The sequence below is a fragment of the Streptococcus thermophilus genome (assembly GCF_010120595.1).
In the GTDB taxonomy this organism is placed as follows: domain Bacteria; phylum Bacillota; class Bacilli; order Lactobacillales; family Streptococcaceae; genus Streptococcus; species Streptococcus thermophilus.
The window spans coordinates 1,295,069-1,313,116 of record NZ_CP038020.1; the positions used below are offsets into that span (position 1 = coordinate 1,295,069).

At 37.4% G+C, this 18,048-nt stretch carries 18 protein-coding genes and 4 pseudogenes; 18 read left to right on the plus strand and 4 right to left on the minus strand.

Features of this window, described 5'->3' with window-relative positions; genetic code table 11:
• Nucleotides 1-98: 98 nt before the first annotated feature.
• Genes E3C75_RS06840 through E3C75_RS06855 form a run of 4 tightly spaced genes read left to right on the plus strand, consistent with a single transcriptional unit; the run spans nt 99 to nt 3,582 of the window.
• Entirely contained in the window at nt 99-581 is a 483-nt protein-coding gene (locus tag E3C75_RS06840) for a cell wall elongation regulator TseB-like domain-containing protein (protein WP_011681058.1), read from the plus strand.
• 4 nt (nt 582-585) lie between these two features.
• Complete coding sequence (locus E3C75_RS06845) at nt 586-1,767, plus strand: pyridoxal phosphate-dependent aminotransferase (protein ID WP_014727535.1); 1,182 nt, start codon at nt 586-588, stop codon at nt 1,765-1,767.
• 36 nt (nt 1,768-1,803) lie between these two features.
• A complete protein-coding gene (gene asnS, locus E3C75_RS06850; RefSeq protein ID WP_014727534.1) occupies nt 1,804-3,150 on the plus strand; it encodes an asparagine--tRNA ligase in 1,347 nt (448 codons plus the stop codon).
• A 24-nt stretch (nt 3,151-3,174) separates the two neighbouring features.
• Nucleotides 3,175-3,582, plus strand: coding sequence for a hypothetical protein (locus tag E3C75_RS06855; RefSeq protein WP_084825926.1), 408 nt, complete (start codon nt 3,175-3,177; stop codon nt 3,580-3,582).
• A 71-nt stretch (nt 3,583-3,653) separates the two neighbouring features.
• Here the strand turns inward: E3C75_RS06855 and E3C75_RS06860 are convergent.
• Nucleotides 3,654-4,336: pseudogene (locus tag E3C75_RS06860) on the minus strand (transposase); the annotation flags it as partial.
• A 327-nt stretch (nt 4,337-4,663) separates the two neighbouring features.
• Here E3C75_RS06860 and E3C75_RS06865 point away from each other — a divergent pair.
• From E3C75_RS06865 to E3C75_RS06890, 6 genes and pseudogenes are all read left to right on the plus strand, one after another.
• The gene (locus tag E3C75_RS06865; RefSeq protein ID WP_002950526.1) at nt 4,664-5,044 is read left to right on the plus strand and encodes a RidA family protein; all 381 of its coding nucleotides are present in this window, start codon (nt 4,664-4,666) and stop codon (nt 5,042-5,044) included.
• 174 nt (nt 5,045-5,218) lie between these two features.
• Nucleotides 5,219-5,872 carry a 7-cyano-7-deazaguanine synthase QueC gene (queC, locus tag E3C75_RS06870; protein ID WP_100273526.1) on the plus strand — a complete coding sequence of 218 codons (654 nt, stop codon included), beginning with the start codon at nt 5,219-5,221 and terminating at the stop codon, nt 5,870-5,872.
• Nucleotides 5,872-6,315: a 6-carboxytetrahydropterin synthase QueD gene (gene queD / locus E3C75_RS06875; RefSeq protein WP_014608213.1), complete on the plus strand. Its 444-nt coding sequence runs from the start codon at nt 5,872-5,874 to the stop codon at nt 6,313-6,315. The genes queC and queD overlap by 1 nt, the downstream gene beginning before the upstream one ends.
• Nucleotides 6,308-7,024, plus strand: coding sequence for a 7-carboxy-7-deazaguanine synthase QueE (gene queE, locus E3C75_RS06880; RefSeq protein WP_014608214.1), 717 nt, complete (start codon nt 6,308-6,310; stop codon nt 7,022-7,024). Before queD ends, queE begins: the two co-directional genes overlap by 8 nt.
• 129 nt (nt 7,025-7,153) lie before the next feature.
• A complete protein-coding gene (queF, locus tag E3C75_RS06885) occupies nt 7,154-7,645 on the plus strand; it encodes a preQ(1) synthase (protein WP_014608215.1) in 492 nt (163 codons plus the stop codon).
• Between the two features lie 393 nt (nt 7,646-8,038).
• Nucleotides 8,039-9,232, plus strand: a pseudogene (locus E3C75_RS06890) (IS256-like element IS1191 family transposase).
• Here E3C75_RS06890 and E3C75_RS12275 read toward each other — a convergent pair.
• The 3 genes and pseudogenes from E3C75_RS12275 to E3C75_RS06900 form a co-directional block, all read right to left on the minus strand.
• The gene (locus tag E3C75_RS12275) at nt 9,229-9,477 is read right to left on the minus strand and encodes a restriction endonuclease subunit S (protein WP_226024088.1); all 249 of its coding nucleotides are present in this window, start codon (nt 9,475-9,477) and stop codon (nt 9,229-9,231) included. The pseudogene E3C75_RS06890 and the gene E3C75_RS12275 overlap by 4 nt on opposite strands.
• Complete coding sequence (locus E3C75_RS12280; RefSeq protein ID WP_084828759.1) at nt 9,456-9,782, minus strand: restriction endonuclease subunit S domain-containing protein; 327 nt, start codon at nt 9,780-9,782, stop codon at nt 9,456-9,458. The genes E3C75_RS12275 and E3C75_RS12280 overlap by 22 nt, the downstream gene beginning before the upstream one ends.
• Nucleotides 9,779-10,376: pseudogene (locus E3C75_RS06900) on the minus strand (N-6 DNA methylase); the annotation flags it as partial. The gene E3C75_RS12280 and the pseudogene E3C75_RS06900, both read right to left, overlap by 4 nt.
• Between E3C75_RS06900 and E3C75_RS06905 the strand changes: the two are divergent.
• The 8 genes and pseudogenes from E3C75_RS06905 to whiA all read left to right on the plus strand — a co-directional run.
• A pseudogene (locus tag E3C75_RS06905) lies at nt 10,368-10,697 on the plus strand (transposase); the annotation flags it as partial. The pseudogenes E3C75_RS06900 and E3C75_RS06905 overlap by 9 nt on opposite strands.
• A gap of 193 nt (nt 10,698-10,890) precedes the next feature.
• Entirely contained in the window at nt 10,891-11,778 is an 888-nt protein-coding gene (locus tag E3C75_RS06910; RefSeq protein ID WP_100284754.1) for a GRP family sugar transporter, read from the plus strand.
• A gap of 601 nt (nt 11,779-12,379) precedes the next feature.
• On the plus strand, nt 12,380-13,555 hold the full coding sequence (locus E3C75_RS06920; protein ID WP_111679549.1) for an IS256-like element IS1191 family transposase: 1,176 nt from the start codon (nt 12,380-12,382) through the stop codon (nt 13,553-13,555).
• Nucleotides 13,556-14,128: 573 nt separating this feature from the next.
• Nucleotides 14,129-14,317 (plus strand): spore germination YkwD domain-containing protein, encoded by a 189-nt coding sequence (locus E3C75_RS06925; RefSeq protein ID WP_084830577.1) that lies wholly within the window; start codon nt 14,129-14,131, stop codon nt 14,315-14,317.
• 204 nt (nt 14,318-14,521) lie between these two features.
• The gene (locus E3C75_RS06930; RefSeq protein ID WP_111679550.1) at nt 14,522-15,292 is read left to right on the plus strand and encodes a DUF1003 domain-containing protein; all 771 of its coding nucleotides are present in this window, start codon (nt 14,522-14,524) and stop codon (nt 15,290-15,292) included.
• A complete protein-coding gene (gene rapZ / locus E3C75_RS06935; protein ID WP_084829555.1) occupies nt 15,273-16,163 on the plus strand; it encodes an RNase adapter RapZ in 891 nt (296 codons plus the stop codon). Before E3C75_RS06930 ends, rapZ begins: the two co-directional genes overlap by 20 nt.
• Nucleotides 16,160-17,134, plus strand: a complete 975-nt coding sequence (locus E3C75_RS06940) for a YvcK family protein (RefSeq protein ID WP_014621467.1) — start codon at nt 16,160-16,162, stop codon at nt 17,132-17,134. The genes rapZ and E3C75_RS06940 overlap by 4 nt, the downstream gene beginning before the upstream one ends.
• Entirely contained in the window at nt 17,131-18,042 is a 912-nt protein-coding gene (whiA, locus tag E3C75_RS06945) for a DNA-binding protein WhiA (RefSeq protein ID WP_084830579.1), read from the plus strand. The genes E3C75_RS06940 and whiA overlap by 4 nt, the downstream gene beginning before the upstream one ends.
• Nucleotides 18,043-18,048: the final 6 nt, after the last annotated feature.

An 18,048-nucleotide genomic window follows, 5' to 3' on the forward strand; every position in this document is an offset into this window, starting at 1 on the left:
CCTGAGTCATAAAAAGATAGTTATTACTAGTGATATAGCTATATAAAGATTTCTCTTTTTCTGATATAATAAACTCAGAAACTTTTTTAGGAGGCATTATGCGTAAACATCGACAACCGTGGACAAAAAAGCAACAGCTTATTTTTGGAATGATTGTTCTCGTTGTGACTGTAATTCTATCCATTACAGCAATGCTAGTTGTTGCGGTAAAGCCCTATGTCGATGCTGAGAAGCAAGTGATTGCCATAGCTAAGACCAAAGCAGATATTCATACTGTTTCTGAATTTAATATCTACAACGGTAAGGCTACCTATTATGGCCTTCTTGGACAGTCAAGTAAGGGTGAAAAATTAGCTCTTATCGTCAATGAGGATTCAGGTGTGGTCGATATCTATAAGCAATCTGATGGTATAAGTAAGTCAGTGGCTAAAAAAGCAGCTAAAGCCTATGGTGCCAAGGACATAGCCTATGTACACCTAGGAAAATATGGCAAAACTCCTATTTGGGAAGTGAAGTCAGGGACCCGGTATTACCTGGTTGATTTTATCTCAGGTCAGGTTATTAAAGTAGAAGGACTATAATGAAATGACAAAATTATCAAATCGTGTATTACAAATGGAAGAAAGTGTTACTTTAGCTGCCAGTGCGCGTGCTAAAGCTCTTAAAGCTAAGGGACGTGATATCTTGAGTTTAACACTTGGTGAGCCAGATTTTGTTACACCTAAGAATATTCAAGATGCTGCGATTGCATCTATTGAAAATGGGAAAGCAAGTTTTTATACCGTGGCTTCTGGGCTTCCAGAACTCAAAGATGCTGTTAGCACTTATATGGAAAATTTCTATGGCTATACTGTGAAACATAGCGAGATTGTTGTTGGCACAGGTGCTAAGTTTATCTTGTATGCCTTCTTTGCTACGGTTATCAATCCTGGTGATGAAGTCATTATTCCAACACCTTACTGGGTTTCTTACGTAGACCAAGTTAAAATGGTTGAAGGTGTTCCAGTTACTTTTCAAACGACTGAAGCAAATCACTTTAAAGCTACAGTTGAGCAACTTGAAGCAGCTCGTACTGAAAAAACCAAGGTTGTCTTGCTTAATTCTCCATCAAATCCAACCGGAATGATTTATAGTAAAGAAGAATTGCAATCAATTGGCGACTGGGCAGTTGAGCATGATATTTTGATTTTAGCCGATGACATTTATGGTCGATTGGTCTACAATGGCAATACTTTCACACCAATTTCAAGCTTGTCAGATGCTATTCGTAAGCAAACAATTGTTATTAATGGCGTTTCTAAGACATATGCAATGACAGGATGGCGTGTGGGATTTGCTGTCGGAGAACCAGAAATTATCTCAGGAATGGCGAAGATTATCAGTCAAACGACATCAAATCTTACGTCAGTTTCTCAATACGCTGCTATTGAAGCTTTAACCGGTGATCAGTCTTCTATCGAAGAGATGCGTAAAGCCTTTGAAGAACGTTTGAATACGATTTATCCACTCTTGGCTGAAGTACCTGGATTTGAAGTTATCAAACCTCAAGGTGCCTTTTACCTTTTTCCTAATGTAAAAAAAGCTATGGAAATCAAAGGCTATACAGATGTCAATGATTTTACCAATGCCATCCTTGAAGAGGCAGAGGTGGCTTTAGTGACAGGTGCGGGATTTGGTGCTCCTGAAAATATTCGTCTTAGCTACGCTACAGATTTGGATATTCTGAAAGAGGCTGTTCGTCGTATCAAAGCTTTTATGGAAAAATAAATATAATATAGTTTAAAAGAAAAGAGAAGTAATTACATGTCTAGACAATTAGTTTCAATTATTGATGTACCTAAACACATCGGTGAAGAAATCACTATCGGAGCTTGGGTTGCTAACAAATCAGGAAAAGGTAAAATTGCTTTCTTGCAATTGCGTGATGGAACAGCCTTTTTCCAAGGGGTTGCTTTCAAACCAAACTTTATCGAAAAATTTGGTGAAGAAGAAGGTCTTGAAAAATTTGATACTATCAAACACCTTAGCCAAGAAACATCTATCTACGTAACTGGGATGGTCAAAGAAGATGAACGTTCAAAATTTGGTTATGAATTGGATATTACTGATATCGAAGTTATCGGTGAGTCTCAAAACTACCCAATTACTCCAAAAGAACACGGTACTGACTTTTTGATGGATAATCGTCACCTCTGGTTGCGTTCACGTAAGCAAATGGCTATCCAACAAATTCGTAATGCCATTATCTATGCAACTTATGATTTCTTTGATAAAAATGGCTTCATCAAATTTGATAGTCCTATCTTGTCTAGTAATGCTGCTGAAGATTCAACAGAATTGTTTGAGACAGACTACTTTGGTACACCTGCTTTCTTGAGCCAATCTGGTCAGCTTTATCTTGAGGCTGGTGCTATGGCTCTTGGTCGTGTCTTCGACTTTGGTCCTGTTTTCCGTGCTGAAAAATCAAAAACACGTCGTCACTTGACTGAGTTTTGGATGATGGATGCTGAGTATTCATTCTTGTCACATGATGAGTCTCTTGACTTGCAAGAAGCATATGTCAAAGCTCTTATCCAAGGTGCTATTGATCGTGCACCACAAGCTCTTGAAATTCTTGAACGTGACGTAGATCTTCTTAAGAAATACATTGCTGAGCCATTCAAACGTGTATCTTATGATGAAGCAATTGATCTTCTTCAAGCCCATGAAAATGATGAAGATACAGATTACGAGCACCTCGAACATGGGGATGACTTCGGTTCACCGCACGAAACTTGGATTTCAAACTATTTTGGTGTTCCAACATTCGTCGTTAATTACCCAGCAAGCTTTAAGGCCTTCTACATGAAACCTGTTCCTGGTAATCCAGAGCGCGTTCTTTGTGCAGACCTTTTGGCTCCAGAAGGTTATGGTGAAATCATTGGTGGTTCAATGCGTGAAGATGATTACGATGCCCTTGTAGCAAAAATGGAAGAACTCGGAATGGATCGTTCAGAATACGAATTCTACCTTGACCTTCGTAAATATGGTTCGGTACCACACGGTGGTTTTGGTATCGGTATTGAACGTATGGTTACTTTCGTAGCTGGCACAAAACACATCCGTGAAGCTATTCCATTCCCACGTATGTTGCACCGTATCAAACCATAAGTCACTTTCTAGGAGTGCAAGTGTATGAAAAGATGGTCACTCGGCTTGTCAGCTTTACTTTGTTTGGTTTTAATGGCTGCTTGTAGCAAATCTACTCCCTCTTTACAAGGAGAGTGGAAAGCTCAGGATGCTCTTAAAAAAGATTATAAGATCATTTTTAAGAAAGATAAAGTAACGATTGGTGAGCAGGATTATAACTGCATAGTAGATGGTCCTAAGTCTAAAGATAACTATACCTATTATTCTCTTAAAGTAAAAGATCAGGGAAAAGAAACATCTTATACAGTCTTCTTTCCGACGAAATCTAAAGAGATTGCTCTCTTTTTAGAACCTAGTGATGCCAAAGAACCTTTTAAAGGACAAATGCTCTTCGCACTCAATAAAAAGAAAAAACTAGACTACTATAGCTATGTCAAAAAGTATATGAAATAATAAGAGAAGTATTAGTCTGGAGATAATTCTGGCTCTTTGTCAACTTGTAGTGGGTGACGAAAAGCTAACATCTAGAGAGGACCGGATAGGTTTTCTCTTTTTGTATGTTCAGAGTGATGAAGACACGTTTCTTAAAGTTGATGAAGTTTCTAAAACCAAAGCCCAATCGTTTGATGTCTTTAATCAACTTGTTAGTCGCTTCGAGTTTTGCGTTTGAATAGTCTGTTTCTAGTGCATTCTTGATGTATTGTTTGTGTCTAAGAAAAGTCCTAAAGACCGTTCGAAGGTAATGATTGACGACGTTTAAGTTTTCTTGAATGAGCTCAAAAAACTCATCTACTCTTTTTTCCTGAAAGTGAAAAAGTAAAAGCTGATAAAGTTTGTAGGCATTAGCGATCTCTTCTGAAAAGACCAATGTCTTCTCAATGATTTCATGTGGTACTAAAGTTTGTCTGAAGGTTTTTGAATAGAAGGAGTTGAGAGATAGCTTACGACTGTCCTTTTGAAAAAGTCGCCAGTGATTTTTTAAATCTCAATAAGGTAGTGAATTCTTATTAAACTGGTTCATAATGGCAATTCTTGTCTTTAAAAAGGCTCGATCAAGCTGCTGGATGATGTGGAAACAATCAATAATAATTTGGGCATTTAGAAAAAGTCTTCGAACTAGTGGCATATAAGATCCTGACATGTCCATCGTGATAAACCTTACCTTTTGGCGTACTTTCAATGGATACTTCAAAAAGTAGTTTCGTATACAGGATAATCCAGTTTTGCTTGAACCTCGATATGAGTATCCGTTTTCAAAAACAAGAGAAATAATGATGTTAGGGTTTTTAATTCCGATTAATTCTGTGGTATTCTTAATAAGTCTCATAAGTTCTTCCTAATGATGGTTTTGTCGCTCTTCATTATAGTTCTTATGGGACTTTTTGTGTATACTTAAAAAGCTCTATAATCTCTACAGTGGTTTTACCCACTACAGAAATTATAGAGCCGTAATTCTTTTCTTTTTGAAAATATATGTTTCAATTTTCTGAATATTTTGCTATAATAATAACATACTAGTCAAAGGAGAACTATCATGGCAAAAACTATTCATACTGATAAAGCACCGGCAGCGATTGGACCTTATGTTCAAGGTAAAATCGTAGGAAATCTTTTATTTGCTTCTGGTCAAGTACCATTGTCACCAGAAACAGGTGAAATCATTGGTGAAACCATTCAAGAACAGACAGAACAAGTCCTTAAAAATGTTGGTGCTATTTTGGCGGAAGCTGGAACAGACTTTGACCATGTTGTCAAAACAACTTGTTTCCTTAGCGATATCAATGATTTTGTTCCTTTTAATGAGGTTTATGCGACTGCATTTAAAGCTGACTTCCCTGCACGTTCTGCGGTAGAAGTAGCACGCCTGCCGAAAGATGTTAAAATTGAAGTCGAAGTTATTGCTGAGATTGACTAAGGAAGAGAGCCTAGGCTCTTTTCTTTTTTTCTTAACTATGATACACTGTTAAAGATAAATCATTTTCGATGTTTGGGAGACACCATCGCTAAAAAAAACCATTACTGGCGTTTTTTGGGCTCTTCCAAGGAGCCTTTTTATGTGTCCCAGACATCACGAATAAAGAGGAATATTATGAAACGTCAATCAGCTTTGATCGTCTTTAGTGGCGGTCAAGATTCTACTACTTGCCTATTTTGGGCTCTAAAACATTATGAAATAGTTGAATTAGTTACTTTTGCTTACGGGCAACGTCATAGCTTGGAAATTGAAGTAGCTAAAGAGATTGCGCAAGAGCAAGGGCTTAAACACCATTTTTTGGATATGTCTTTGCTTGGTCAAATTACTGAAAATGCCTTAACATCTGATATTGACATTGAGGCAGAAGAAGGTGAAGTTCCTAATACTTTTGTAGATGGGCGTAATCATCTCTTCCTTTCTTTTGCAGCTGTTCTAGCCAAGCAACGTGGTATCACTGACATTGTTACGGGTGTTTGTGAGACAGACTTTTCTGGTTATCCAGACTGTCGTGATGTTTTTGTCAAATCACTTAATGTCACACTCAACCTTGCTATGGCCTATGACTTTGTTATTCAGACTCCTCTTATGTGGTTAGATAAGGCTGAGACTTGGGCTTTGGCTGACCAACTTGGAGCTTTTGACTACGTTCGTGAAAAAACGCTGACTTGCTATAACGGTATTATAGGGACAGGATGTGGTGATTGCCCTGCCTGCCACTTGCGTCAAAAAGGTCTTGAAAAATATCTTGCAGAAAAAGGAGATGCTTAATGTTTTTTGCACCGAAAGAAATCAAGACTGAAACGGGTGAGTCACTAGTGTATAATCTTCACCGTACAATGGTGTCTAAAGAGTTTACTTTTGATGCTGCCCACCATCTCTTTAATTATGAGGGAAAGTGTAAGTCCCTTCATGGCCATACTTATCACCTTCAGATTGCAGTAAGTGGTTACTTGGATGAGCGTGGTATGACTTATGATTTTGGTGACCTTAAGAATATTTACAAAAATCATTTGGAACCTTATCTGGATCACCGTTATCTCAATGAGTCTTTGCCTTATATGAACACGACTGCAGAAAATATGGTTTTCTGGATATTCCAGACGACTAGTGAATATCTTTCGGAGGAGCGTGAACTTCGTTTGGAGTATGTACGGCTATATGAGACACCGACAGCTTTTGCGGAGTTTAGACGGGAGTGGTTAGATGACTAGAGAACGAGTACTAAAATTACCAGTCCTTGAAATTTTTGGGCCGACCTTTCAAGGTGAAGGTAGAGCTATTGGGCAAAAGACCATGTTTGTAAGAACTGCAGGATGTGATTATCACTGTGATTGGTGTGATTCTGCTTTCACTTGGGATGGTTCAGAAAAACCAACACGAATGACAGCTGATGAAGTTATTGAAGCTCTAGATGCTCTTGGAACTTATGACTATGTAACCTTATCTGGAGGGAATCCAGCTCTTTTAGCGGCTAATATGGCTGAGCTTGTTTCAAAACTCAAGGCAAGAGACGTGACCTTGGCTGTTGAAACACAAGGGTCTCGTTGGCAGGAGTGGCTAAGGGAGATTGATCAAGTAACCTTAAGTCCTAAACCACCATCATCTAAGATGGAAGTCAATATGGAGACACTTGATTTTATTGTTTCCCAGCTGGATCCTGATAAGCTTACTTTTAAGGTCCCTGTCTTTGATGATGCTGATTTGGCCTTTGCTAAGATGATTCAAGAGCGGTATCAACCAGATGTTATGTTTCTCTCAGCTGGTAATCCAGAACCTAAAGCAGAAGGAAATATTGTCCAGCATCAATTAGATCGTCTCAAAGAACTCTGGGAGACAATAGCCGCAGATGATTCGTGGAGGAACGTCCGTGTCCTCCCTCAGCTTCATACACTACTCTATGCTAATGAACGTGGTGTCTAATCTTCAATAATTTAGATTAGAATTGAAAATATTATTGTTTTTTAAGTAAAATATATAGAATATTAAAGTGTAAATTGACCATATTATGGTCCAACAAATTAATAATAATTAATAATAAAGGAAGAAAAAATGTCACAACAAGAAGAAATGAAAAATCTCACTCTCCTTGGGAGTAATGAGACACCTTATATTTTTGAATACTCTCCACAAGTTTTGGAATCTTTTGATAATCGTCATGCTGATAATGATTATTTTATCAAATTTAACTGTCCAGAATTTACGTCACTTTGTCCTATTACTGGGCAACCAGATTTCGCTAGCATCTATATCTCTTATATTCCAGACCAGCTTTGTGTGGAGTCTAAATCTCTAAAGCTTTATCTCTTTAGCTATCGTAACCATGGTGATTTTCACGAAAACTGTATTAATACCATTGGTAAAGATTTAGTGGAGCTTTTGAACCCTCGTTACCTTGAGGTTTGGGGTAAATTTACTCCTCGTGGTGGTATTTCAATTGACCCCTATTACAACTATGGTCGTCCAAAAACAAAATATGAAAATATGGCCGAGCAACGTCTTTTTAATCATGATCTATATCCTGAAAACATTGATAATCGTTAATCTAATGATGAAAGTCCTTATGAGAATAATGGACTTTTTTCTTGTCAAAAAATAGATTAGGTGGTACCGAAAGTAAAGACCCTTTTAACATTATATTGGTTAGATATTAGAAACTTCTATCGTCAAAATAGTTTGATAATAGAAGTTTTATTTCTTACAATAAAGTTGTAAATCAAATTATAAGCGATTGCTTGTAAGGCTTATAGTTATTATGGTCGTGGATATTCTTAAAACTATACTTATAATCCATAGTATAATAAATATTATTCAGGGTATAACTACTATGGATATAAAGGTTACTATGGTAGTGTAAAATAAGTTGTGTAAACACAAAAAAGGAATAAATCCGTTATAGTAGAGTTGCAAAACATTACTAGAAAGAGATTTATTCCTATGACTCAGTTTACCACAGAACTACTTAACTTCCTAGCCCAAAAGCAAGATATTGATGAATTTTTCCGTACTTCTCTTGAAACAGCTATGAATGATCTGCTTCAAGCAGAGTTATCAGCCTTTTTAGGGTATGAACCTTACGATAAATTAGGCTATAATTCTGGGAATAGTCGTAACGGAAGCTATGCACGGAAATTCGAAACCAAATATGGGACTGTTCAGTTGAGTATTCCTAGAGATCGTAATGGGAACTTTAGTCCAGCTTTGCTTCCCGCTTATGGACGTCGAGATGACCACTTGGAAGAGATGGTTATCAAACTCTATCAAACCCGTGTAACGACTCGAGAAATTAGTGATATCATCGAGCGAATGTATGGTCATCACTATAGTCCTGCCACAATTTCTAATATCTCAAAAGCAACTCAGGAGAATGTCGCTACTTTTCATGAGCGAAGCTTAGAAGCCAATTACTCTGTTTTATTTCTTGACGGAACCTATCTTCCCTTAAGACGTGGAACCGTTAGTAAAGAATGTATTCATATCGCACTTGGCATTACACCAGAAGGACAGAAGGCTGTTCTTGGATATGAAATCGCCCCAAATGAAAACAATGCTTCTTGGTCCACCCTGTTAGACAAGCTTCAAAACCAAGGAATCCAACAGGTTTCTCTTGTAGTGACCGATGGCTTCAAGGGGCTTGAAGAGATTATCAATCAGGCTTACCCATTAGCTAAACAACAACGTTGCTTAATTCATATTAGTCGAAATCTAGCTAGTAAAGTGAAACGAGCAGATAGAGCGGTTATTCTGGAGCAATTTAAAACGATTTATCGTGCTGAAAATTTAGAAATGGCAGTGCAAGCTTTAGAGAACTTTATCGCTGAATGGAAACCAAAGTATAGGAAAGTCATGGAAAGTCTGGAGAATACGGATAATCTTTTAACTTTTTATCAGTTTCCCTACCAGATTTGGCATAGCATTTATTCGACAAACCTCATTGAGTCTCTTAACTAAGAAATCAAACGTCAAACGAAAAAGAAGGTTCTTTTTCCTAACGAGGAGGCTCTGGAACGTTATTTAGTTACCCTGTTTGAAGATTATAATTTCAAGCAAAATCAACGCATCCATAAAGGATTTGGCCAATGTGCTGACACACTTGAAAGCTTATTTGATTTCTTAGGGGTTATTATCTAATTATAGACCCTAAACAAACATCTTTTGTAAAAAGCCTTTTTCTGTTCTTTCAACAAATCTAACTTACGTTGATGGAGAGCGATAGTATCATCTAACTGTTTGAAGAATGAACCTATTTTTTGTTGTTCTTCATAACTGGGAACAAAAGCACCCACACTATTAATTACAGTTTTCGATAAACTAGGTACACCAGTAGATTCATCAAATTTTTTCCAATTTTTTTTTAAAAAATAGATAGTGAAAATTGAAGGTCAATATTTTGTTTAGGAACAGCATAAAACAAGGTATCGACAGTCCAAAAAGGCGCTTTTAATAAATAAGGCTTATCAATTGTCCCTTTCCTTCCGAACCCAATGGCATCTATATCTGATAGCGCTCTATCTACACTTAGCATATATCCACCAGTTCCATAGACAGGTATTGATCCCGCATTCAGATGTTTGTAGTCTTTTCCAGACTTAACATCAATAAAATCAGCAAACTTACGCTGTTCCCAATCATCCGTAAAACCATCAAATCTTAATTCTGGAGCCTGTACTTTTTCCTTCATTTCGACACTCCCAGTTCCTTAAAGTGGTTTGCTAAGGTTTGATTAGCTTTCGCAATCTCTGCGTCTACTTCATCTATTTGACCTTGAATATCCACTAAGTCAAATCGGTTCTTCCTCTTCAAAGGTATCCATATAACGCGGAATATTTAAGTTGTAATCATTCTCAATGACTTCCTCAAGCGTTGCTAAGTGGCTATATTTATCAACCGCCTTGCGATGAATGACTGTTTCAGTGATCTTGTAAATATCTTCTGGGCGTAATTGCTTTTGATTCTTCATCTTTTCAAAGCCTTGACTTGCGTCCACAAAAAGAATATCTGAGTTTGCTCGATTCTTTTTAAGAATTAAGACACAAACGGGAATGCCTGTGTTCAAAAAGAGTTTATCTGGAAAACCAATTACCGATTCAATTTGATGTTTATCAATCAAAGCTTTTCGAATCCGTCCTTCCGCAGCGCCTCTAAACAAGACACCGTGTGGGAGGGTAATGGCCACGCGGCCACTCTCTTTGGTATGGTACAAACAATGCGACAAGAAAGAATCTTCCGATTTAGTTTTTGGCGCAATGCCATATTCACGAAATCGAGGGTCATCGATATCGCACTTGATACTGAGCCCAAGCTCAAACAAACCTACGAAACCTACTTATCGCTTCATGATGCTTAGATGGTGAATAAACATCCCGCGTAACTGGCAAACCTGTTAGCTACTTACGAGTCAAACGGTACGGCAATGGACATGACGATCGCGACGCTTAAGCGACACAAAGTCGCTGTTCTCGCCGCTGTCACCAGCCCTTATTCCAACGGTCCAATCGAAGGGATTAACCTCCTCATCAAGTCATTCAAACGATCCTGTTTTTGCTTCAAGAATCAGCTGAACTTCTTCAAACGAATCTACCAAATCACGCCATAACATGACAAAGACGGCTCCCCAAATGGAGAACCGCCTCAAATGATAAATTTATTATTCAACACCAGTTGACGTAGAACCACAGTTATGGTTCTTGTGTATTTTTTTATCTCTTGTTTTTTCCCGAAATAAGAGTAATATAGAGGTATGCTTAATTTTTTAGGTAAAAAATTATTTTAAAGAGGTAAATATAAACATGCAAGGAGTTCTTTTCGCGCTTGTTCCAATTTTTGCTTGGGGTGCTGTCGGATTGGTAGCTAATAAATTTGGTGGTGATCCTAATCAACAAACACTGGGAATGACTTTGGGCGCTTTTGTTGTTGCACTTATTGTTTCCTTATTCCGCATGCCAACGTTGACATGGCAAATTTTCTTAATTGGATTTATTGGTGGATTGTTTTGGGCAATTGGACAATTTGGTCAGTTTAATTCAATGAAATACATGGGTGTTTCAGTAGCGAGTCCACTTTCAGCAGGAAGTCAATTAGTATTTGGTGTATTGCTTGGGGTTTTTGCTTTCCACGAATGGACAAAACAAATTCAATTTATTATCGGATTTATTGCGATGGCTGTTTTGGTAGTTGGGTTCTATTTCTCAGCTAAACGTGACCCAGAAAATGCAGTTGTTGAAGAAGGACGTAATTATACTAAAGGATTGATTGCTTTAACTTACTCAACTTTGGGATATGTTCTCTATGTTATTCTTTTTAATAACTTAGCAGTACTTTGGTTCAATGTTCATTTTGATACACTGACAATTATCTTGCCAATGTCAGTTGGAATGATCTTTGGAGCACTTGTGATGGGTCGTTTCAAAATTAAAATGGAAAAATATGTTTATCTAAATATGATTGATGGAGTAATGTTTGGTGTAGGTAATATCTTTATGCTTATGGCTGCAAGCGCTGCTGGTAACGCAATTGCCTTTTCATTCTCACAATTAGGTGTTATCATTTCAATTATTGGAGGAATTCTCTTCCTTGGTGAAAAGAAAACCAAAAAAGAATTGGTTTATGTTGGAATTGGAATTGTTCTGTTCGTAACAGGTGCAATTTTACTTGCAATTGTAAAATCTAAAGGATAATAAAAAAGCTGTCAGTAAACTGACGGCTTTTTTTGTGAGTTAATTTACTGACTAGTTTTCTGTCAGTAAAATTTTAGAGTTTTTCATTAACGAAATTCACAAAATGATTTAAAAAACATTTGGAGCACTACTGCGAGGGACAGTTTTCTTGGCATCAATGGAATTTGTTCTGCTGTACAATTTGGATGATAGCCTAAACAATCCTTTACTATAGTAGAAAGAGGGACAAATTTTTGGTTTTTAGTCACAGTTGCTTCAACTGAGGCTATTTTTTGGAAGTTTGTCAAATGGTGTTGAAGGATAGTTTCTATCCCTTGGAAGTGTTTCTAAATATTTATTGAAAGAATCAAGTATGAGTATGTCTCCCATTTTCCCACTTTAGAAATAAACAGTTCTTTTGAAAGATCAATTACCCTAGCCAAGTCTTGATTTTTATAGTCGTAACCAAATAATTGCCATGGAACTGTTCCGTTTGTTATACTGTTTGAAATATCAATGTATTTGTTATTAGAGGTAGTGTAAAATAAGTTGTGTAAACACAAAAAGGAATAAATCCGTTATAGTAGAGTTGCAAAACATTACTAGAAAGAGATTTATTCCTATGACTCAGTTTACCACAGAACTACTAAACTTCCTAGCCCAAAAGCAAGATATTGATGAATTTTTCCGTACTTCTCTTGAAACAGCTATGAATGATCTGCTTCAAGCAGAGTTATCAGCCTTTTTAGGATATGAACCTTACGAGAAATTAGGCTATAATTCTGGGAATAGTCGTAACGGAAGCTATGCACGGAAATTCGAAACCAAATATGGGACTGTTCAGTTGAGTATTCCTAGAGATCGTAATGGGAACTTTAGTCCAGCTTTGCTTCCCGCTTATGGACGTCGAGATGACCACTTGGAAGAGATGGTTATCAAACTCTATCAAACCGGTGTAACGACTCGAGAAATTAGTGATATCATCGAGCGAATGTATGGTCATCACTATAGTCCTGCCACAATTTCTAATATCTCAAAAGCAACTCAGGAGAATGTCGCTACTTTTCATGAGCGAAGCTTAGAAGCCAATTACTCTGTTTTATTTCTTGACGGAACCTATCTCCCCTTAAGACGTGGAACCGTTAGTAAAGAATGTATTCATATCGCACTTGGCATTACACCAGAAGGACAGAAGGCTGTTCTTGGATATGAAATCGCCCCAAATGAAAACAATGCTTCTTGGTCCACCCTGTTAGACAAGCTTCAAAACCAAGGAATCCAACAGGTTTCTCTTGTAGTGACCGATGGCTTCAAGGGGCTTGAACAGATTATCAATCAGGCTTACCCATTAGCTAAACAACAACGTTGCTTAATTCATATTAGTCGAAATCTAGCTAGTAAAGTGAAACGAGCAGATAGAGCGGTTATTCTGGAGCAATTTAAAACGATTTATCGTGCTGAAAATTTAGAAATGGCAGTGCAAGCTTTAGAGAACTTTATCGCTGAATGGAAACCAAAGTATAGGAAAGTCATGGAAAGTCTGGAGAATACGGATAATCTTTTAACTTTTTATCAGTTTCCCTACCAGATTTGGCATAGTATTTATTCGACAAACCTCAGTGAGTCTCTTAACAAAGAAATCAAACGTCAAACGAAAAAGAAGGTCCTTTTTCCTAACGAGGAGGCTCTGGAACGTTATTCAGTTACCCTGTTTGAAGATTATAATTTCAAGCAAAATCAACGCATCCATAAAGGGTTTGGCCAATGTGCTGACACACTTGAAAGCTTATTTGATTAACATTCTTCAACTCTACTTGAGTGTTTACACATAATTATTGACAGTATCGTTACTATCCGAACTATAACTATGATTATGGTTATAACAATTATAACGAATCAAGTACATATCGATATACTTGTACCACATCTTAAGTGAAGTAGCTACTATGTGAACTATAACGGTCGCTGGGTTCGTGGTGACAACTATAATAACAATAATGATGTTCTAACAATACACTAATGATTGGTTATGAGATTTTGAAAAAACGCTCCTCACTACCGTTATGAAAATGATATTCACTATTATTTGAAAGATAATGTCGATTATTACTCTTATTCAAATGGTAAGTGGGTACTTTTAAAGATTTAAGCACGGATTCTGAAGCTCAAACAACCTCAGAAACAGCTTCAACAGCCGATTCAACTTTAACGCTTTTAAGGGAATTGCTTGGGCACGTGACTATTTATTATAACTAATCTCAAGAGCGGTGTTGACGACAAATGATATAGTGATGTTGAATTTAGATATGTTAAATTTATTTACCATGTAGAACCAACTGGAAATTCTGACTATGTTGACTTTGATTCAGCGATGGCTGTATTTAACGAAATTAATGCACAACGTAAAGCAGCAGGTTTGCCAGAACTTACATGGTCTGATGGTTTTTACAATAGCACAACTCTTCTACATGCCGAAAATATTTCACAAAGATATAACAGTGATGGTATTGTTTATCGTCGTGAATCTGATGGTTCAGTGGTATTTATGACCTTCTCATGAGTCCAGATGTTACCCAAGCAGCAGTTGCTTGCGTTGTCGCTGGTGATGCTACATACTACTGGACATTAAAATACCAATAATAAGATTTTAAATATTGTCCCAATATAGGAGGAGCACGAGATTAGTCTTGGATTCTTTTACTTTATTGATTGAACGTTTGAGTCTTCAATGTGGTATAATAAAGCCTAGAAAGAAGGCGAAACTATGAAGGTAAAAAGAGTTCAAGATTATATCTCTAAAGATTGGTTCGACGAGACAGATGGTTCTTATTTTGAACGACTTAATAGTCGTTTACAGGTCCTTCTAAGAAAAGACTACCCTGATTTAAAAGGGAATGACTTTATAAGTAATATCAGTCTTTTAGATTATAGGTTAGTTTTTCTCGACGAGGTTATCGCAAATGCTAATGAGAAAAATAAGCATGTGCGTGAAACAGTTCATGATGTGACCAAGGGTTTGCTATACGAAGATAAGGATGTCCAGGAACAATTGGATAGTCAAATTACTTTTGGCCAAAAGGTGGCGGATGAAGTGGCCAGATTTGGTGGATCTTGGATTTTTATCTTGTCATTCATTGCTTTTATGGGGATTTGGATGGGGCTGAATGTCGTCCAACCCTTTGGTATTGCCTTTGACAAGTACCCATTTATTCTGTTGAATCTCGTCTTATCTACACTGGCTGCAGTTCAGGCACCTCTGATTATGATGAGTCAGAATCGAGCATCGGATTATGATCGATTGCAAGCACGAAATGACTATCACGTCGATAAACAATCAAAGGAAGAAATCCGACTTTTACATGAAAAGATTGATCACTTGGTGCAACAAGACCAATCAGATTTGCTTACTATTCAAAAATTGCAGACAGAAATGCTAATGGCAGTTAGTCAACAAGTTGAGAAGATATCAGATGATATTCGTATTTTGAAAGTAATGAGGCTAGAAAGGGGTACTCATGAAGACAAAGATAATTAATTTAGTTGTTGTTACAGGGATGAGTGGTGCAGGTAAGACTGTAGCAATTCAATCGTTTGAGGACATTGGTTATTTTACTATTGATAATATTCCACCTTCATTGGTGCCAAAGGTTATTGAGTTGTTGAAACACAGTGAAGAGACAGATAAGATTGCTCTTGTTGTAGACATGCGTAGTCGTGTTTTCTTTGACGAAATTAACGATATTCTAGATCAGTTGGAAAGCAATGAGGAACTCAATTTCAAAATTCTTTTCTTAGATGCTACTGATGGTGAATTAGTTTCACGTTATAAAGAGACGCGTCGTAGTCATCCACTAGCGGCAGATGGACGTGTTTTGGATGGAATTAAGCTAGAGCGTGAACTTTTATCGCCACTTAAGAGTTTGAGTCAAAACGTGGTGGATACAACTAAACTAACTCCACGTCAGCTTCGTAAGGCAATTTCTGAACAATTTTCATCTAAGCAAGACCAATCTTCTTTCCGTATTGAAGTTTTGAGTTTTGGATTTAAATATGGATTGCCATTGGATGCAGATTTGGTATTTGATGTACGTTTCTTGCCAAATCCATATTATGATCCTACTCTTCGTAACCTCACTGGCTTGGACAAAGAAGTTTATGATTTTGTTATGACTCATAAGGAATCAGAGGATTTTTACAAGAATTTAAGTCATCTCATTAAACCAATTCTTCCAGGCTATCAAAAAGAAGGTAAATCTGTTCTTACCATTGCTGTTGGATGTACAGGTGGTCAACACCGTAGTGTAGCTTTTGCGCATCGTCTAGCTCAAGATTTGAAAAATGATTGGACGGTAAATGAAACACATCGTGATAAGGATAGACGTAAGGAGACGGTGAATCGTTCATGAAAAAACCAAGAATTACAGTAATAGGTGGGGGAACTGGTATTCCAGTTATTCTTCGTAGTTTGCGTCATAAAGATGTTGATATCACCGCTGTTGTAACTGTGGCTGATGATGGCGGTTCTTCAGGAAATTTGCGTAATATCATGAAACTAACTCCTCCAGGGGATTTGCGTAATGTTTTGGTTGCTATGAGTGATATGCCTAAACTTTATGAACGCGTTTTCCAATATCGTTTTGATCAAACTGATGGAGCTTTAGCTGGTCACCCACTTGGAAATCTGATTATCGCTGGAATCTCAGAAATGCAAGGGTCTACCTATAATGCTATGCAGCTTTTAACGAAGTTTTTCCATGTTACAGGTAAGATTTATCCTGCCAGCGAGACTGCTCTAACCCTTCATGCCGTTTTTCAAGATGGACATGAGGTGGCAGGTGAGAGTAGCATTTCCCAATATGATGGTATGATTGAGCGTGTCTATGTGACTAACGCCTACAATGAAGATGTGCCGAAGGCTAGTCGTAAGGTTGTTGATGCCATTATGAATAGTGATATGATTGTACTAGGACCTGGCTCACTTTATACATCAATTTTGCCAAATCTGGTTATACCAGAGATTCGTCAGGCGCTTATAGAGACTAAGGCTGATGTTACTTACATTTGTAATATTATGACTCAGTACGGAGAAACGGAGCACTTCTCAGATGCTGACCATGTGGCCGTTCTCAATCGTCATCTTGGCTCTGATGTTATCGATAATGTTTTGGTTAACGTCAAGAAGGTTCCTCAGGAATACATGGCTAGTAATGAATTTGATGAATACCTTGTTCAGGTTGAGCATGATTTTGAGGGCTTACGTCGTGAAGCAAAAACAATTGTTTCTTCTAATTTTCTGCGACTTGAGAACGGTGGTGCCTTCCACCATGGCGATTTGGTAGCGGAAGAGCTTATGCATCTAGTGAGGAAGAAGTCATGAGTTTCACGATTAAGGTTAAAGAAGAGATAATTGCAGCCTCGAGTAAAGATATAGCGGAATTGTCAGCATTAATTAAGATGTCTGGTTCCGTTGGTTTAACGAATCAAGGACTGACTCTCTCGATTTCGACAGAGAATGCAAAAATTGCTCGTCATATCTACCAGTTGATAGAAAATCGCTACCGTTGCAATCCTGAATTGAGGCATTATAACAAGACTAATCTCAAGAAAAATCGTGTTTACACTGTCTTTGTTGCTGAGAATGTCAATGATATTTTGTCTGATTTACAATTAGCCGATTCTTTCTTTGGCTTTGAAACAGGCATTGAAACGACAATAATGGAAGATGACGATGCTGGAAGGTCCTATTTACGAGGTGCTTTTTTGGCAACTGGAACGGTACGTGATCCTGAAAAAGGACGTTACCAATTGGAAATTTTCTCTGTTTATCAGGACCACGCAGAAGATTTAGCCTCTCTTATGAAAAAATTTATGCTTGATGCCAAGGTTTTACAACATAAAAATGGATTTGTGACTTATCTTCAAAAAGCAGAAGATATTATGGATTTTCTCATTATTATTGGTGCTATGACCTCTAAGGAGATTTTTGAAGAGGTCAAAATCATGAGGGAGACCAGAAATGACCTCAATCGTGCTAATAATGCTGAGACAGCGAATATTGCTAGAACGATTAGTGCTAGTATGAAAACAATTAATAATATTATCAAGATTATGGATACGGTTGGCTTGGAGATTTTACCGGTGGAGCTGCGCCAAATTGCCCAACTCCGTATTGCCAATCCAGATTATTCTATCCAGCAAATCGCAGATAGTATAGAACCTCCTCTAACCAAGAGTGGTGTCAACCATCGTCTCAGAAAAATAAATAAGATAGCAGACGATTTGTAAGTAGAA

Bases quoted from the DNA above. Each gene is read 5' to 3' on its own strand.
- E3C75_RS06920 (WP_111679549.1), top strand. From the start codon at position 12,380: ATGACTCAGTTTACCACAGAACTACTAAACTTCCTAGCCCAAAAGCAA.
- E3C75_RS06845 (WP_014727535.1), top strand. From the start codon at position 586: ATGACAAAATTATCAAATCGTGTATTACAAATGGAAGAAAGTGTTACT.
- rapZ (WP_084829555.1), top strand. From the start codon at position 15,273: ATGAAGACAAAGATAATTAATTTAGTTGTTGTTACAGGGATGAGTGGT.
- asnS (WP_014727534.1), top strand. From the start codon at position 1,804: ATGTCTAGACAATTAGTTTCAATTATTGATGTACCTAAACACATCGGT.
- E3C75_RS12280 (WP_084828759.1), bottom strand. From the start codon at position 9,782: ATGAAGGAAAAAGTACAGGCTCCAGAATTAAGATTTGATGGTTTTACG.
- queC (WP_100273526.1), top strand. From the start codon at position 5,219: ATGAAACGTCAATCAGCTTTGATCGTCTTTAGTGGCGGTCAAGATTCT.
- queD (WP_014608213.1), top strand. From the start codon at position 5,872: ATGTTTTTTGCACCGAAAGAAATCAAGACTGAAACGGGTGAGTCACTA.
- E3C75_RS06840 (WP_011681058.1), top strand. From the start codon at position 99: ATGCGTAAACATCGACAACCGTGGACAAAAAAGCAACAGCTTATTTTT.
- queF (WP_014608215.1), top strand. From the start codon at position 7,154: ATGTCACAACAAGAAGAAATGAAAAATCTCACTCTCCTTGGGAGTAAT.
- queE (WP_014608214.1), top strand. From the start codon at position 6,308: ATGACTAGAGAACGAGTACTAAAATTACCAGTCCTTGAAATTTTTGGG.
- E3C75_RS06925 (WP_084830577.1), top strand. From the start codon at position 14,129: ATGGCTGTATTTAACGAAATTAATGCACAACGTAAAGCAGCAGGTTTG.
- E3C75_RS06940 (WP_014621467.1), top strand. From the start codon at position 16,160: ATGAAAAAACCAAGAATTACAGTAATAGGTGGGGGAACTGGTATTCCA.
- E3C75_RS06910 (WP_100284754.1), top strand. From the start codon at position 10,891: ATGCAAGGAGTTCTTTTCGCGCTTGTTCCAATTTTTGCTTGGGGTGCT.
- E3C75_RS06930 (WP_111679550.1), top strand. From the start codon at position 14,522: ATGAAGGTAAAAAGAGTTCAAGATTATATCTCTAAAGATTGGTTCGAC.
- E3C75_RS06865 (WP_002950526.1), top strand. From the start codon at position 4,664: ATGGCAAAAACTATTCATACTGATAAAGCACCGGCAGCGATTGGACCT.
- E3C75_RS06855 (WP_084825926.1), top strand. From the start codon at position 3,175: ATGAAAAGATGGTCACTCGGCTTGTCAGCTTTACTTTGTTTGGTTTTA.
- whiA (WP_084830579.1), top strand. From the start codon at position 17,131: ATGAGTTTCACGATTAAGGTTAAAGAAGAGATAATTGCAGCCTCGAGT.